The following is a 15,918-nucleotide window of genomic DNA, read 5'->3' on the forward strand; positions in this document are numbered from 1 at the left end:
ATGGACGAACGCGAGTTCGACGACTTCTACGCCGCGTCGTTCCAGCGGATCACCGGTCAGGTGTACGCCATGATCGGCAACCGCGACGAGGCGCAGGAGTGCGTGCAGGAGGCGTTCGTCCGCGCCTGGGCGCACCGAAGAAAGCTGGAGAAGGCCGAGCACCCCGAGGCGTGGGTGCGCACCACGGCGTACCGCCTGGCGGTCAGCCGCTGGCGACGCACCGTGCGCAGCCGCCGACCGGCCGACCGGGCTGTCGGGCCGGCGTTCGAGAGCGCGGCGCCCAGCGAGGCCCACGTGGCCCTGGTGGCGGCGCTCAAGCAGCTCCCCGAGGCACAGCGGCAGGCGCTGGTGCTCCACCACATCGCCGACCTGCCCGTGCACGACGTCGCCCGCGAGGTCGGCGTACCCGAAGGAACCATCAAGGCCCGGCTCAGCCGGGGTCGCGCGGCGCTGGCCGCCCTGCTCGCCGACGACGAAGGACACGCGGAAGGACTCAGCCATGCCTGACCCGATCGATGAGCTCGAGAACTTCTCCACCCCAGGACTGACCATGAACCCGCTCCCCGCCTCCGAGGTACGCCGTCGCGGAACCCGGATGCGCCGCCGCAACCACGCGATCGCCGCGATCGGCGGCGTTGCCGCGGTGGCGATCATCGCGACCCCGCTCGCGATGGCCGCGTCGAACACCCGCACCGACACGAACCCTCCGGTCACCAACCCCTCCCCCTCGGTGACGTGGGTGACGGCGATCCCCGCGGACTTCCCGCTCGCCAGCGGGCTGCCCCGCGCCACGGCCCAGGACCCCTACGAGGCCCAGGCCGATGCCGACGCCTGCGACGGGCTCGGCTGGTCGCCGGACGGTCCGCCCGCGGCGGTCGACGTCCAGCAGGTCGTCCAGACCGAGAACGAGGGTGGCGTGGATCGCGCCCTGGCCGTCTACGCCGACGCCGACGCCGCCACCCAGGCCCGGCTCGCCCTCGAGGCGCGGGTTCAGGAGTGCGCGACCGCGACGGACGGCAAGGCCCGCTCCACCGAGCTCGTGTCCAGCGACGGGAGCTCGCTCGTCTACCTCGACCACGTCAGCGACGCCGGCGACATGTTCGAGCACCGGGCGCTCCAGGTCGGCAACGCCCTCCTGCTCGACACGGTCTACAGCCTGGGCGGCGGCGATCCCACGGTCGTCCAGCGGAACCTCCAGGCCATCGAGCGGCTCTCGGCCCCGGCCGTCGACGCGATGTGCGTCTTCTCCGCCGACCCCTGCTGAGGGATCGCCCGGCAACCAGCTCGGGGACGGCGGCGTCCCAGTGGCATGAAGCTCGTGCCCTGGGGTGCCGCCGTCGTCGTGCTGCTGGCCGGTTGTGGGTCCGCTCCGACCACGGCACCCCGACCGACACCGAGCCCGACACCGAGCGCGACGCCGGTCGGGAGCGCTCCGGCGACCCGGACCACGGCCCCGACGGGCACCGCCCACCGCCTCCCGGAGACGTTCCCGCTGCTGGCGGGCCTCCCGCCAGCAGGCGGTGAGGTCAGCACCGTCGGGCCGAGCCGGGTCCTCCCGCCCCTCGTGCCCGGCGCGTGCGACCGCGGCGCACGGCTCCCGGTCCACGTCGACCTGCTGCGAGCGGCCTGGAGCGCCCCCGAGGACCAACGGGAGCGCCAGCTGGTGACCTTCGCGACCGAGCCCGCGGCCGCTGCCTATGCCGACGCGGTCGTCGACCTGTTCCGGGACTGCCCGCGGGAGCACACCCCGGACGAGGACACCGCCACCGACGTGAGGGCAGCACGTCTGGGCGACAGCGCCGCCGTCGTCACCCGGACCTACCGGACGCAGGGCGCGCCCCGGCCCGGACACACCACGTGGGTTGTCGTGCGCGTGGGTCGCCACGTCCTGGTCGCCGTGACGGCGGACGAGGGCGACCCCGACGCCGCTGCCGACCAGGCGGCCGTGGCGGAGGTGACCCGGTCGATGGGCGTGCTCGACAACACCGCGGACCGCCCCTGGTTCGGGCCGCAGGGGTACGGCGACGTCCGGCTCGGCATGACCGAGGACGAGCTGCGCGCCCTGCCGCACGTCGGTCTCGCCGCCGTACGACCCTGCACGCCGTTCTCGGTCGAGACGGCGGGCGCGGGTCTCGAGCCCGGCGTCGGCGGGATCCTCGAGCGCGACCGCGGCGTCACCTCGCTCAGCCTGGCGGCACCGTCGTCCACCCCGGAGGGCATCGGGCACGGCTCGCCGTACGCGCTGGTCCGGCTGGCCTACCCGGAGGCCGTGGGCGACCGCGACCTGCTGACCGTCGACGTCCCCGGCCACCCGGACCGCTACTACCGGTTCGAGCTCGGCCCCGACGGTGTCGGCAGCGTGCTGCTGGTCGCGCACGACCAGCACTGCGCGGGCTGAGAAGCAGAACGGCCCCGGGACCGCAGGTCCCGGGGCCGTTCAGGGGTGGATCAGAGGCTCTGCAGGACCTCGCGCATGAGGGCGGCGGTCTCGGACGGCGTCCTGCCGACCTTCACGCCGACGGCCTCGAGGGCCTCCTTCTTCGCCTGCGCGGTGCCGGAGGAGCCGGAGACGATGGCGCCGGCGTGGCCCATGGTCTTGCCCTCCGGGGCCGTGAAGCCCGCGACGTAGCCGACGACCGGCTTGGTCACGTTGTCCTTGATGTACGCCGCGGCGCGCTCCTCGGCGTCGCCGCCGATCTCGCCGATCATCACGATCGCCTTCGTGTCCGGGTCCGCCTCGAAGGCGGCCAGGGCGTCGATGTGCGTGGTGCCGATGATCGGGTCGCCGCCGATGCCGATGGCGGTCGAGAAGCCGAAGTCCTTCAGCTCGTACATCATCTGGTAGGTCAGCGTGCCCGACTTCGACACGAGACCGATCGGGCCGGTGCCCGCGATGGTGTGCGGCGTGATGCCGGCCAGCGACTCGCCCGGGGTGATGATGCCGGGGCAGTTCGGGCCGATCATCCGGGTGCCGGCGTGGTTCTTGTCCGACTGCAGGTAGGACCACACCTCGGCGGTGTCCTGGACCGGCACGCCCTCGGTGATGACCACGAGCAGGCCGATGCCGGCGTCGACGGCCTCGATGCAGGCGTCCTTGGTGAAGGCCGGCGGGACGAAGACGACCGACACGTCGGCGCCGGTCTCCTTCATCGCCTCGGCGACCGAGCCGAACACCGGCTGGGTGGTGCCGGCGAGCTCGACGGTCGTGCCGGCCTTGCGGGCGTTGACGCCGCCGACGATGTTGCTGCCGGACTCGATCATCAGGGTCGTGTGCTTGGAGCCCATGCCGCCCGTGATGCCCTGGACGATGATCTTGGAGTCCTTGTTGAGGTAGATAGACATCTTCTTCGTCCTTACGCGTTCGCGAGCTCGGCGGCCTTGTCGGCCGCTCCGTCCATCGTGCCGACCTGGGTCACCAGCGGGTGGTTGAGCTCGTCGAGGATCGCGCGACCCTTCTCGACGTTGTTGCCGTCGAGGCGGACCACGAGCGGCTTGGTCGCCGCGTCGCCGAGGATCTCGAGCGCGCCCTTGATGCCGTTGGCGACCTCGTCGCACGCGGTGATGCCACCGAACACGTTCACGAAGACGCTCTTGACCTGCGGGTCGTTGAGGATGACGTCGAGGCCGTCGGCCATCACCTGGGCGTTGGCGCCGCCGCCGATGTCGAGGAAGTTCGCCGGCTTCACGCCGCCGTGCGCCTCACCGGCGTACGCGACGACGTCGAGGGTCGACATGACCAGACCCGCGCCGTTGCCGATGATGCCGACCTGGCCGTCGAGCTTGACGTAGTTGAGGCCCTTGTCCTTGGCCTTCGCCTCGAGCGGGTCGGTCTCGTCCTTGATCTCGAACGCCTCGTGGTCGTGGTGACGCACCTCGGAGGCGTTGTCGTCGAGCGACACCTTGCCGTCGAGGGCCTCGAGCTTGTCGCCGGCCAGCCGCGCGAGCGGGTTGACCTCGACGAGCGTCGCGTCCTCCTCGACGAAGACCTTGTAGAGGGCCTCGATCATCTCGACGGCCTGCTCGAAGACGGGCTCGGGGAACTTCGCCTCGGTCGCGATCTCGCGGGCCTTGGCGGCGTCGACGCCCGTGCCGGGGTCGATGGCGATCTGCTTGACGGCGTCGGGGTTGGTCTTCGCGACCTCCTCGATCTCGACACCACCCTCGACCGACGCGATGCAGAGGTACTGACGGTTGGCGCGGTCCAGCAGGAAGGAGAAGTAGTACTCCTCCTCGGGCGGGGTCGCCGGCGTGACCAGCACGCGGTTGACCGTCAGGCCCTTGATCTCCATGCCGAGGATGTTGGACGCGTGCCCGAAGGCCTCGTCCGCCGTCTTGGCGAGCTTCACGCCGCCGGCCTTGCCGCGGCCGCCGGCCTTGACCTGAGCCTTGATGACGGTCACGCCGCCGATCTGCTCGGCGGCGGCCTTGGCCTCGTCGGCGGTCTCGACGACGACGCCGAGAGTCGTCGTCACACCGTGCTTGGCGAAGAGCTCCTTCGCCTGGAATTCCATCAGATCCACAGATCCACCATGTCTCTAGTTCGGAGCCGGCCGGGCGCGCCTGAAGCCGCCACGTGCGCGGGGTGTCTCTCGCACCCTAGTCCCGGCCCCCGGCGTACGACGAGGCCGGGCAGACGTGACGTGGGGCACGGCGCGCGCAGGTGTGAGCCCGGGATCTGCACAGTTTGGGTAAGTCTCGTAAAAAGTCGACACGAGAGGTTTTGAGCGTGACCGAACGGCCGATGTCTCTTCTGAAGAAGTCCATGAGAGGGTGACCGACGAAGTTCGTCCACAAAGAAATTGGCGTTGGTTTCCCGACGTCGTGATCAGTCCGTTACAGTCGCACCTCGCCGTCTGAACCCCGAGCAGCGGAGAAGCAAACGTATGGGTAACCACCGAGCGGTACGCCGCGGCCCCGGCCGCCGTCCCTCGGACCCCCCGACCCCGGTCGCGGGAAAGCGTCGCGCAGAGAAGCCCGGTCGCAGGTCCGCCGAGCCCTCCACCCCTCTCGTAGGGCCCGTCCTCCATGAGGACGAGGAGACCCTCGTCCTGCAGATCACACCGTCGCTCCCCCAGGAGCTCGTCGAGCGCCCGGTGGTCTACCGGACCTCGCGCATCGGCGGCGTCCGCGCCTCGCACACGCCCCGGACCGGCCCGTCCAAGCCGGGTGCCCGCCGCAGCTCCTCCCGAGCCCCGCTCTTCCGCGGCCTCCCGGGCGCCCCGGTCATGCTCGGCCTGGCCGCCCTCGCCATCTCGGCCGGCGGCGCGGTGACCGCGGCCGGCGGCCTCAACAGCGAGGACACCCCCCGCTTCAGCCAGGCCAGCGCGCTCAGTGGCGCCAGCCAGATCGGCACCGTCAGCCTGCTCAACCGCTCCACCGTGAGCCGCGACTCCCGTCGTGACGCCCTGGCGGACGCAGCCAACGACAAGCTCCAGGACGAGGCCGAGGCACAGGCCAAGCAGCGCGACGCCGCCCTCGCGAAGTACGCGCAGCAGATGGAGCAGCAGGCCGCCAAGCTGCGCCTCAACCAGTGGCAGCTGCCGGTGTCCGGCTACCACCTCACCGCTCGCTTCGGCGACTACAGCGGCCTGTGGTCGCACTACCACACGGGTCTGGACTTCGCGGCGCCCAGCGGCACCGAGATCCACGCCGTCGCCAACGGCGTCGTCACCTCCGTCGGCTACGACGGGGCCTACGGCAACAAGACCGTCGTCACCCTCGATGACGGCACCGAGCTCTGGTACTGCCACCAGACGTCGTACGTCGTCAACGTCGGCGACACCGTCACCGGCGGGGAGCTGATCGGCTACGTCGGCTCGACCGGCAACGTGACCGGCCCGCACCTGCACCTCGAGGTGCGCCCCGGCGGCGGCGACCCGGTCGACCCGTACGCCGCGCTGGTCGTGCACGGCCTCCAGCCCTGACCACAGGGTTGAATCGAGACTTCTGACGCTTCAATCGGGAGTTCTGGTCAGGCTCACGTGTCAAAAGTCCCGACTCAACGGTCAGAACTCACGATTCAACCTAGAGCTTCTCCACCGGCGCATACCGGAGCAGCAGGCGCTTGACGCCCTCGGAGCCGAAGTCGATCGAGGCGACCGCCTTCTCGGCGATGCCCTCCAGCGCGACCACGGTGCCCATGCCGAACGAGTCGTGGAGCACGCGGTCGCCGGGCTCGAGGCTCGGGATCTCCCGGGCCGGCTTGGCGCGGGCGGCGGCGTCGGCGCGGACCGCGGCCGCGGAGAAGTTGCGGCGGCCGGCCACGGTGGGCGCGCCGAGGCGCTGCCCGGCGGCGCCGCTGAGGTCGGGCCGGCCCCACTGGGTCTGTGCCGCCTCGGTGCGGCGCCAGTCGACCAGGTCGACCGGCAGCTCGTCGAGGAACCGCGAGCCGGGGTTGTGCGACGGGGCGCCCCAGGCGGAGCGGACCACCGCGCGTGAGATGTAGAGCCGCTCGCGGGCGCGGGTGACGCCGACGTACGCCAGCCGACGCTCCTCCTCCAGCTCGGGCTGGTCGCCGAGCGCCCGGGCGTGCGGGAAGACGCCGTCCTCGAGCCCGGTGAGGAAGACGACCGGGAACTCCAGGCCCTTGGCGGTGTGCAGCGTCATCAGCGTCACCACCCCCTGGTCGTCGGGGTCGTCGTCGGGGATCTGGTCGGTGTCGGCGACGAGCGCGACCCGCTCCAGGAAGTCGGCCAGCCCGGGCGCCACGATGCCGGCCTCGACGTCGGTCGGGTCGGCCGAGGGACCGGCGAGCGGGTCCTCGGCGAACTCACGGGCGACGGCGACCAGCTCGGCGAGGTTCTCGAGCCGGGTCTCGTCCTGGGGGTCGTCGCTCTCCTCGAGCCAGGTCAGGTAGCCGGAGCGCGCCAGCACGCTCTCGAGGACGACGTCGGCGCGCTCGCCGGCGTCGACCATGGACTGGAGCTCCTGGACCATCGCCACGAACGCCTGGATCGCGCTCAGCGAGCGCGTGGCCAGGCCGGGAGCGTCCTCGGCACGCTGCAGCGCCTCCCAGAAGATGATCCGGTCGCGGTCCGCGAGCGCTTGGACGCACGCGACGGCCCGGTCCCCGATCCCGCGCTTGGGGGTGTTGAGGATCCGGCGCAGCGAGACCTGGTCGGCCGGGTTGACCAGCATCCGCAGGTAGGCCAGCGCGTCGCGGACCTCGCGGCGCTCGTAGAAGCGCACGCCGCCGACGACCTTGTAGGGCTGGCCGGTGCGGATGAACACCTCCTCGAACACGCGCGACTGGGCGTTGGTGCGGTAGAAGATCGCCACGTCGCCGGGCCGGGCGGCCTTCTCGTCGACCAGGGTGTCGATCTCCTCGGAGACGAACCTGGCCTCGTCGCGCTCGTCGTCGGCGACGTAGCCGACGATGCGCTCGCCGTCGCCCGCCTCGGACCACAGCCGCTTCTCCTTGCGGCCCTTGTTGTGGCCGATCACGGCGTTCGCGGCATTGAGGATCGTCTGCGTGGAGCGGTAGTTCTGCTCGAGCAGGATCGAGGTCGCGTTGGGGAAGTCCTGCTCGAAGTCGAGGATGTTGCGGATGTTGGCGCCGCGGAACGCGTAGATCGACTGGTCGGCGTCGCCGACGACCATCAGCTCGGCCGGCTCGACCCGCTCGGACCCGTCGACGTCCGACCCGGACTCTTCCATCGGGTCGGCGCAGAGCTGGTGGATCAAGGCGTACTGCGCGTGGTTGGTGTCCTGGTACTCGTCGACCAGCACGTGCCGGAAGCGGCGCCGGTAGGTCTCGCGCACCTCGGGGAACGTCTGCAGGAGGTGGACGGTCGCCATGATGAGGTCGTCGAAGTCGAGGGCGTTCGCCTCGCGGAGGCGCCGCTGGTAGGTCGTGTACGCCGCGGCGTACGTCTCCTCGAGGCTGTTGCGGGCGTCCTTGGTGGCGTCCTCGGGGTCGCGCAGCTCGTTCTTCTGGTTGGAGACCCAGTGCAGCAGGGCGCCGGGCTGGTAGCGGCGCGGGTCGAGCTCGAGGTCGTTGCAGACCAGGGTCATCAGCCGCTTCTGGTCCGCGGCGTCGTAGATCGAGAAGTTCGACTTGTAGCCGAGCTTGTCGGACTCCTTGCGCAGGATCCGCACGCAGGCGGAGTGGAACGTCGACACCCACATGATCCGGGCGCGCTTGCCCACCAGGTCCTCGACCCGCTCCTTCATCTCGGCCGCGGCCTTGTTGGTGAAGGTGATCGCGAGGATCGAGCCCGGGTGCGCGCGCCGCTCCGAGATCAGCCAGGCGATCCGCCGGGTCAGCACCCGGGTCTTGCCCGAGCCGGCGCCCGCGACCACCAGCAGCGGGGCGCCCTCGTGCTGCACGGCGGCGCGCTGCGGCTCGTTCAGTCCCTCGAGCAGCTCGTCACGGCTGGGCCCCCGGCGCGGAGGATGGGAGGGCGTGACGGACTCGAGGCCGGGGAGCGGGATCGACGTACTCATCTCCGCCCCACCCTACGTGCGACGACCGACGGTCGGCGCACGTAGGGGCGGGCGATCAGACGGAGACGACCAGCGACAGGGTGCCCTTGCCGTAGCCCGTGATCTCGAGGTCCACGTCCTCGCGCGCGGCGAGCTGCGACGCGACGGACAGCAGGTGCGAGGGCACCGGCGACGACGGCGCGTACGCCTCCGCGAGACGCAGGTGCGTCCCCATGGCGTCGCCGAACGGTGCGGCGAGCACGTTGCAGATCTCGGAGGCGTTGTCGAAGAGGTTGTCCGGCAGCAGCCGGTCCTCCTCGGCCGCCTCCGCGGCACCCCCGGGCACCAGCGCGAGCGCGGCGCCGGAGCGGGCGGCGAGGCCGAAGCTCATCACCGCGACCGCCCGCAGGCGCTGCGCGTCGTCGACGTACGACGCGATCACCGGCTTGGGGATGCCGATGTCGACCGGCCGCCCCTCCGTGATGTCGACGTCGCGGCCCAGGAGCCCCTCGAACAGGTCCTTGATGTCCTTGCGGTCGGGAAGCATGGCAGGTCAGCCCAGCATTCCGGAGAGCTCGGACTCGAAGTGCTCGGCCGTGAACGGCTTCGCGATGAGGAACATGGCGCCGGCCGCCTTCGCGGTCTCGCGCATGTCCTCCGACCCCTCCGAGGTCACGAAGCCGAACGGGATGGCGTTGCCCGTGCCGCGCAGCGCGCGCAGCAGCTCGATGCCCGTCTTGTTCGGCATGTTCCAGTCCGAGAGGACCAGGTCGGGCGCCTCGGCGGCGACCTTGTCCAGGGCCTCGGCGCCGTCCACGGCCTCCACGAAGTCGTGGTGCCCGAAACCGGCCTGTCGCATGGTCCGCAGCACGATCTGACGCATGACCTTGCTGTCGTCGGCGATGAGGATCTTCATGATCTTTCCTTCTTGCTCGCTACTCGTGACTCGTTACTTCTGGACGCAGCCGGCGCTCAGGCCGCGTCCGGGAGGATCTGGACGTAGACCGGGGCGTCGCCCCACGACACGACGAAGGACTCGTCGCGCCCGGGGGCCTCGCTGGTCTCGCTGACGCCGGGCAGGCCGAGCGCCCAGGTGCCCACCAGGGCGCCCTTGACGCTGCCGCCGACGACGTTGAGGACCTCGCCGACCGCGTCGTGGATGTCGAGCTCCGGCAGCTCCTCGTCCGGCCCGAGGCCGAGCATGGCGCCGGCGATCTGGGTCGCGACGTCGCTGTCACAGGTGAGGACGAGGCGACCGTTCCAGTCGCCGCGCAGCTCGATCTGCGCCTGGACCCCGGAGCCGAAGTCGGCCGCCCGGTCGGTCGGCCACGGCTCGGCGGACGCGAACAGCATGGAGCCCCACACCTGCTCGATGGCAGCGAGGACGAGCGCCTCGTCGGGCGCGCTTGAGATGGTCATGTCAGACCCCCGTCGAAGTCGGGAGGAGCCCGAGCAGGTCGAGCTTCTCCAGCATGGCCTCACCGGTGAACGGCTTGATGAGGTATTCGTGGGCGCCGGCCGCCAGCGCTCGTACGATCTGGTCCATCTCGCTCTCGGTGGTCACCATCATCAACGTGATGGAGCGCCACTCCGACCGCTTGCGGACCTCGGTGATGAACGTGAAGCCGTCCATCACCGGCATGTTCCAGTCGACACAGGCCAGCTCGGGCGGGCCGTCGAGGCCCTCGAGCACGCCCAGTGCCTCCTGGCCGTCGCCGGCCTCGAGCACCTCGAAACCGACGCCCTCGAGGATGCGGCCGACGATCCGGCGCATCGCTCGAGAATCGTCGACGATCAATGCACGCATGTGCTGCCCCTCACTGTGATGGCCTCTCTGATCCGATACACCGAAGACCGACCTGCCGGCACGCGTTCCCAGGCGTCGTCGACGCCCATGGTCATCTCGGCCGCCCCCAGGAAGAGGTGGCCGTCCGGCGCCATCACCTGGCGCACGCGCTTGAGCACGTCGCGCTTGGTGGGCAGGTCGAAGTAGATGAGCACGTTGCGGAGGAACACGATGTCGAACCGACCCATCGGCGGGAAGGGCCGGGTCAGGTTCAGGCTGCGGAACTCCACACGGTCCCTGATCGACTGGTTGATCCGCCAGTTGAGGCCGGAGCGCTCGAAATGCCGGACCAACGTCGTCGCCGGCAGGCCACGGTTGACCTCCAGCTGTGAGTACTCCCCCTTGCGCGAGCGCGTGAGCATCTCCTCCGACAGGTCGGTGGCGACGAGCTCGATCTTCCAGCCGGCCAGCTCGGGGGTGTCCAGGGCGGTCATGATGATGCTGTACGGCTCCTGGCCGCTCGAGCACGCACCCGCCCAGATCCGCAGCGTGCGGTTGGACCGCGTCTTCGCCAACGCCGGGAAGACGTTCTGGCGAAGCGCCGTGAAGGGGTCGGAGTCGCGGAACCACGACGTCTCGTTGGTCGTCAGCGCCTCGACGACCTGCTTCATCGCCGCGGGGGTGCGGCGCTTGGAGAGGTCGGCGACGTACGCGTCGACATCGGGGTGGCCTGCCGCGCGAGCCAACGGCACCAACCGTGACTCGACGAGGTACTCCTTGCCCGTCTCGAGGACGATCGCGCTCTCGGCGCGCACGAGCTCGCGGACGAAGGTGAAGGCCTGGGGACTGATGGTCACCGTGCACCTCCTGCTACTGCGTTGACGGGACTGTTGAGGGGACTGTTGACGTGGCCGAGGCGGCGGGTGATCTCGGCCGGGAGCTCACTCAGGGGCAGCACCCGCTCGGCGAGACCAGCGTTGGTGACCGCACCGGGCATGCCCCAGACCACGGAGGTGTGCTGGTCCTGGGCGAGCACGGCACCGCCGCGGTCGACGATGTTGCGTGACCCCTTGGCGCCGTCGGCACCCATGCCGGTCAGGACCACGCCGAGCACCGACCCGCCGACGGCCGCGGCGGCGCTGCGGAACAGCACGTCGACGGCGGGACGGCAGTAGTTCTCGGGCGGGTCCTGGGTCAACCGGGTGACCAGGCCGCGCTTGTCGGACATGACCTCGAGGTGGAACTCGCCGGGGGCGATGCAGACCGTGCCCGGGCGCAGCACCTGACCGTTCGTGGCCTCGGTGACCTCGACGTCGAGCTGGCGGTTGAGCCGCGCGGCGAACTGCGTGGTGAAGAGCGGCGGCATGTGCTGGACGACCGCGATCGGCACGGGCAGCGGCGGCAGCGCGGACAGCAGGGTGCTCAACGCCTCCGGGCCACCGGTGGAGGCGCCGATGACGAGCAGCCGGTGGCCGCCGGCCGGGCGCGGGGACGGGGTGCGCAGGACGACCGGTGCCGGGCGGGCCGCGGGCGTGGCGCCCGGCGTGCTGACCACGCCGGGTCGGTGCACGAGGGACTTGATCCGCGGGATCAGCGCCACACGGACCTGCTCCATCGAGCGGCCGACGCTGCCGACGTTCGCGGGCTTCGGCACGTAGTCCGAGGCGCCCGCGGCGAGCGCGTCGAGCGTCGCCTCGGCACCGCGCTCGGTCAGCGTGCTGAACATGATCACCGGGATCCGGCTGCCGGACTGGCGCAGGCTGCGGACCGTCTCGATGCCGTTGAGCTCGGGCATCTCGACGTCCATGGTGACGAGGTCGGGCTTCAGGAGCGCGATCTTCTGGAGTCCCGCGCGACCGTTGACGGCCGTGCCGACCACCTCGATGTCGGGGTCCTCCGCCAGCAGGTCGGACACCAGCTTGCGGATGACGACGGAGTCGTCGACCACGAGTACCCGGATCCGGGCCATGCTCTACCTCACCTCTGCCACCACTGCACCGGCCGCAGCGGCAGGCGAGAGATCACATCGGCCGTACGCCCGACGACCTGAGCAGGGTGAGGTGAGAAAGGCTCCCGAGATCGGGGTGGTCAGGACCGGCCGTGGACCAGGTGCCAGGGACGCAGCAGGACGGCCGCGTCCTCGGCGGCCAGCAGGTCGCTGACGGCACCGGCCTGGACGACGCCCGACCAGGCGTTCCACACGCCGTACGCCGCGTCGCGGGCCTCGAAGTCGGCGCGCTCGAACGCGATCACCGCGGCGAGCTGCGCGTCGCACGCGAGTCGGAGGCGGTCGGCGAGCGAGAGGGCCCAGGTGGCCTGGTGCATCGCGGGTGCCCACTGGGCGGTGTGGACGCGGAGGTCGTCGACCACCCGTCGCCAGTTCTCGCGGACGTCGGCGTCGGCGGCGGCGAAGGTGACGAGGCGCGCATCGACGTCGGGGAGCCCGACCGTGACGCCGTCGTGGTCGCGCGCCAGCCCGGCCCGGACGAACGGTCCGGCCATCGCCCGGCGCAGGTCGTCCGCGAGCTGGTCGCGGAGGTAGGCGCTCGCGGCCGCGTCGACGAGGACGTCCGCGGCCAACGAGGCGACCGGGTCCTGGACGGCGACCGAGCCGCTGTCCAGCCAGGTCCAGTCGAGGAGCTCGCGCCGGAGGAGCCGCTCGAGGGCGCGGACGTCGCCGAGCAGGCTGGTCTCGAGGCGCCGGAGCAGCGCGGTCTCCCCCGCCGCGCCCTCCTCGACGGACGCCCCGGCGAGCGCCAGGGCGTCGGTCATCGTGGGCGTGTCCGTGGCGGCCTCCGACGCGCGCCGCCACTCCTCGCGGTCACCGGGACCGGGGTGGCACGAGGCCAGCTGCTCCAGGTCGTCCGGGCCCGCCGCGAGCGCGGCCCGGAGGACACCGGCGACCTGGTGCCCGCCCGGGAGGCGGGCCAGGTCGAAGCCGAGAGCCGGCCCGCCGATCACGGAGTACGCCATGGCGCGATCGTAGTCCTCGGGCCGGTTCGTCGGTCAGGGTCTTGCAGGAGCCTTGCTCAGGCCTTGAGGCTCAGCTCTTGAAGAGGGCGACGGCGGAGCGCAGCTCGGCCGACATCCGGGCCATCTCGTCGATGGCGGAGCGGGACTGCGACAACGCCTGCGTGGTCGCCTGCGCCGCACCCGAGACACCCGAGATGTTCGCGGCGATCTCACCCGAGCCACTCGACGCCTCAGCCACGTTGCGCGACATCTCGTTGGTCGTCGCGGTCTGCTCCTCCACCGCCGAGGCGATGGTCAGCTGGTAGTCGTTGATCGAGGTGATGATCGTCGAGATCTCACCGATCGCCTCCACCGCCGTCGTCGCGGTCTGCTCCTCCACCGCCGAGGCGATGGTCAGCTGGTAGTCGTTGATCGAGGTGATGATCGTCGAGATCTCACCGATCGCCTCCACCGCACCAGTCGTGTCGCCCTGGATCGCCTCGACCCGACGAGCGATGTCCTCGGTCGCCCGCGCAGTCTCCTGCGCCAGCTCCTTGACCTCGTTCGCCACGACCGCGAAGCCCTTGCCGGCCTCACCGGCACGCGCGGCCTCGATCGTCGCGTTCAGCGCCAACAGGTTCGTCTGCTCCGCGATCGATGTGATCACCTTGACCACGTTGCCGATCTCCTGGCTCGACGTACCCAGCCTGTGCTCTTCCGATCTGGCCTCACCGGCACGCGCGGCCTCGATCGTCGCGTTCAGCGCCAACAGGTTCGTCTGCTCCGCGATCGATGTGATCACCTTGACCACGTTGCCGATCTCCTGGCTCGACGTACCCAGCTTCGCCACCGTCTCGTTGGTGCGCTCCACGATGGTCACCGCCTCGGTCGCGACCCGCGCCGCGTCGTTGGCCGACGCGGCGATCTCACGGATCGAGGCACCCATCTGCCGTCTCGTTGGTGCGCTCCACGATGGTCACCGCCTCGGTCGCGACCCGCGCCGCGTCGTTGGCCGACGCGGCGATCTCACGGATCGAGGCACCCATCTGCTCGGCACCCGCAGCCACCGTCTGCACGTTGCGCGACACCTCGTCCGCCGCACCCGCCACCACATCGGCCTGCACCGAGGTCTCCTCAGCACCCGCAGCGATCTGCTGCGACGAGGCCGACAGCTCCTCCGACGCAGCCGCGACGGCGTCCGCCGAGCCCACCACGGAGCCGATCAGCGCACGCAGCTGCTCGGTCGCCTCGTCGAGCGCGGCGCCCATCGTGCCGACGTCGTCGGACGAGTCGAGGTCGGCGCGGCGCGTGAGGTCACCGTCGGCGAGCGCCCTCGCGACGTCGCCGACCCGGGCCACCCGCCGGGCCGTCGCGTTGGCGACGAGCCAGCCGAGCAGCACGGACAGGAAGATCCCGACGAAGAGCAGGATGAGGGTGATCAGCCGGTTGCGGGCGTACGTGTGGTGCGCCTCGGCCGCCGAGGCCGAGGCGTCGACCGCCTCCGCTGCCGTGAGCGCGTCCGTGTGCCGCAGCATGGCGTCGACGAGCGGCTGCGCCTCGAGCTCGCTCTTGACCCACCAGTACGGCAGGTCGTTGCGCTCGGCGAGCGGCAGCAGCACCTTCTTCTGGACGACCATGAAGTCGTCGACGGCCTTCTGCAGCTCGCCGAGCTCCTTCCGGCGAGCGCCGTCGAGCGGCAGGTCGGCGTAGGCCGCCGCAGCGGCGTCGAAGTCCGCCCGGTGCTGACCGAGCAGCACCTCCGCGGTCTTCTTGCCGCTCGGGAGCTGGGCCAGCACGGCGTTGCGCACGTCGATCCGCATGCTGGCGATCGCCGTGCCGAGGTCCTCGACGGCGCTGACGCCCTCGACGTTCTCGGCGTACAGCTTGTCGGCGCGGGTGGCGGCGTCCGCCTGGGCCCAGATCGAGAGCGTGCCGACCGCGACCGCCACGGCGGCGGACAGGCCGACCGCGGTGAGGATCTTGGGACGGACGTTGGTGTCGCGGAACCAGCGAACCAGGGCGTGGCCGGAGGCCCGAGAGCCGACGAACTCAGTCACAGTGAGTGTCTTTCTAACCGAGGTGGGGGGAGGTCGGGCTGGAGTCAGCCCTGGTGGAAGCGGGAGATCTCGACGCGGAGGGTCGCCGCCATCTGGGCGAGCTCGCCGATGGCGGACAGCGTCTGGTTCACGGCCTGCGTGGTCGTGACGGCCGCCGTGGCGACCCCGTTGATGTTGGTGGCGATCTCGCCGGATCCGGTCGAGGCGTCGGAGACGTTGCGCGACATCTCGTTCGTCGTCGCGGTCTGCTCCTCCACCGCCGAGGCGATGGTCAGCTGGTAGTCGTTGATCGAGGTGATGATCGTCGAGATCTCACCGATCGCCTCCACCGCCGACGTCGCGGTCTGCTCCTCCACCGCCGAGGCGATGGTCAGCTGGTAGTCGTTGATCGAGGTGATGATCGTCGAGATCTCACCGATCGCCTCCACCGCACCAGTCGTGTCGCCCTGGATCGCCTCGACCCGACGAGCAATGTCCTCGGTCGCCCGCGCAGTCTCCTGCGCCAGCTCCTTGACCTCGTTCGCGACCACCGCGAAGCCCTTGCCGGCCTCACCAGCACGAGCCGCCTCGATCGTCGCGTTCAGCGCCAACAGGTTCGTCTGCTCCGCGATCGATGTGATCACCTTGACCACGTTGCCGATCTCCTGGCTCGACGTACCCAGCTTCGCCACCGTCTCGTTGGTGCGCTCCACGATGGTC

At 70.7% G+C, this 15,918-nt stretch carries 17 protein-coding genes; 4 read left to right on the forward strand and 13 right to left on the reverse strand.

Going from position 1 to position 15,918, the window contains the following annotated elements:
• From ASC77_RS07895 to ASC77_RS07905, 3 genes are read left to right on the forward strand one after another with little or no spacing between them, the layout of a single operon-like run.
• Positions 1-507, forward strand: coding sequence for an RNA polymerase sigma factor (locus ASC77_RS07895; protein WP_056150798.1), 507 nt, complete (start codon positions 1-3; stop codon positions 505-507).
• Positions 500-1,264 (forward strand): hypothetical protein, encoded by a 765-nt coding sequence (locus ASC77_RS07900; protein WP_056150800.1) that lies wholly within the window; start codon positions 500-502, stop codon positions 1,262-1,264. The genes ASC77_RS07895 and ASC77_RS07900 overlap by 8 nt, the downstream gene beginning before the upstream one ends.
• 45 nt (positions 1,265-1,309) lie before the next feature.
• Entirely contained in the window at positions 1,310-2,398 is a 1,089-nt protein-coding gene (locus ASC77_RS07905) for a hypothetical protein (protein WP_056150802.1), read from the forward strand.
• Between the two features lie 50 nt (positions 2,399-2,448).
• Here ASC77_RS07905 and sucD read toward each other — a convergent pair whose 3' ends face one another.
• Entirely contained in the window at positions 2,449-3,342 is an 894-nt protein-coding gene (gene sucD, locus ASC77_RS07910; RefSeq protein WP_056150804.1) for a succinate--CoA ligase subunit alpha, read from the reverse strand.
• A gap of 11 nt (positions 3,343-3,353) precedes the next feature.
• A complete protein-coding gene (gene sucC / locus ASC77_RS07915; protein ID WP_056150806.1) occupies positions 3,354-4,520 on the reverse strand; it encodes an ADP-forming succinate--CoA ligase subunit beta in 1,167 nt (388 codons plus the stop codon).
• A gap of 573 nt (positions 4,521-5,093) precedes the next feature.
• On the opposite strand from sucC, the gene ASC77_RS07920 reads away from it, so the two are divergent.
• Positions 5,094-5,924, forward strand: coding sequence for a M23 family metallopeptidase (locus ASC77_RS07920; RefSeq protein ID WP_056150808.1), 831 nt, complete (start codon positions 5,094-5,096; stop codon positions 5,922-5,924).
• Positions 5,925-6,024: 100 nt separating this feature from the next.
• Here the strand turns inward: ASC77_RS07920 and pcrA are convergent, their stop codons facing one another.
• From pcrA to ASC77_RS07975, 11 genes are all read right to left on the reverse strand, one after another.
• Entirely contained in the window at positions 6,025-8,445 is a 2,421-nt protein-coding gene (pcrA, locus tag ASC77_RS07925; protein ID WP_056150810.1) for a DNA helicase PcrA, read from the reverse strand.
• Positions 8,446-8,500: 55 nt separating this feature from the next.
• Entirely contained in the window at positions 8,501-8,971 is a 471-nt protein-coding gene (locus ASC77_RS07930) for a hypothetical protein (protein WP_056150812.1), read from the reverse strand.
• A 6-nt stretch (positions 8,972-8,977) separates the two neighbouring features.
• The gene (locus ASC77_RS07935; RefSeq protein ID WP_056150815.1) at positions 8,978-9,340 is read right to left on the reverse strand and encodes a response regulator; all 363 of its coding nucleotides are present in this window, start codon (positions 9,338-9,340) and stop codon (positions 8,978-8,980) included.
• 56 nt (positions 9,341-9,396) lie between these two features.
• Positions 9,397-9,843, reverse strand: coding sequence for a chemotaxis protein CheX (locus ASC77_RS07940; protein WP_056150817.1), 447 nt, complete (start codon positions 9,841-9,843; stop codon positions 9,397-9,399).
• A gap of 1 nt (position 9,844) precedes the next feature.
• Complete coding sequence (locus tag ASC77_RS07945; RefSeq protein ID WP_056150819.1) at positions 9,845-10,231, reverse strand: response regulator; 387 nt, start codon at positions 10,229-10,231, stop codon at positions 9,845-9,847.
• Positions 10,219-11,067, reverse strand: a complete 849-nt coding sequence (locus ASC77_RS07950) for a CheR family methyltransferase (RefSeq protein ID WP_056150821.1) — start codon at positions 11,065-11,067, stop codon at positions 10,219-10,221. The genes ASC77_RS07945 and ASC77_RS07950 overlap by 13 nt, the downstream gene beginning before the upstream one ends.
• A complete protein-coding gene (locus tag ASC77_RS07955; RefSeq protein WP_056150823.1) occupies positions 11,064-12,179 on the reverse strand; it encodes a protein-glutamate methylesterase/protein-glutamine glutaminase in 1,116 nt (371 codons plus the stop codon). The genes ASC77_RS07950 and ASC77_RS07955 overlap by 4 nt, the downstream gene beginning before the upstream one ends.
• 119 nt (positions 12,180-12,298) lie before the next feature.
• Positions 12,299-13,183, reverse strand: coding sequence for a hypothetical protein (locus ASC77_RS07960; RefSeq protein ID WP_056150824.1), 885 nt, complete (start codon positions 13,181-13,183; stop codon positions 12,299-12,301).
• A gap of 70 nt (positions 13,184-13,253) precedes the next feature.
• Complete coding sequence (locus ASC77_RS07965; protein ID WP_056150826.1) at positions 13,254-14,108, reverse strand: methyl-accepting chemotaxis protein; 855 nt, start codon at positions 14,106-14,108, stop codon at positions 13,254-13,256.
• Positions 14,089-15,219 (reverse strand): methyl-accepting chemotaxis protein, encoded by a 1,131-nt coding sequence (locus tag ASC77_RS27160; protein ID WP_056150828.1) that lies wholly within the window; start codon positions 15,217-15,219, stop codon positions 14,089-14,091. Before ASC77_RS27160 ends, ASC77_RS07965 begins: the two co-directional genes overlap by 20 nt.
• A gap of 44 nt (positions 15,220-15,263) precedes the next feature.
• Positions 15,264-15,918 (reverse strand): methyl-accepting chemotaxis protein (locus tag ASC77_RS07975; RefSeq protein ID WP_235565253.1); only part of this gene is annotated, 655 nt, incomplete at its 5' end.

The sequence above is a fragment of the Nocardioides sp. Root1257 genome (genome assembly GCF_001425175.1).
Classification (GTDB): Bacteria; Actinomycetota; Actinomycetes; order Propionibacteriales; family Nocardioidaceae; genus Nocardioides.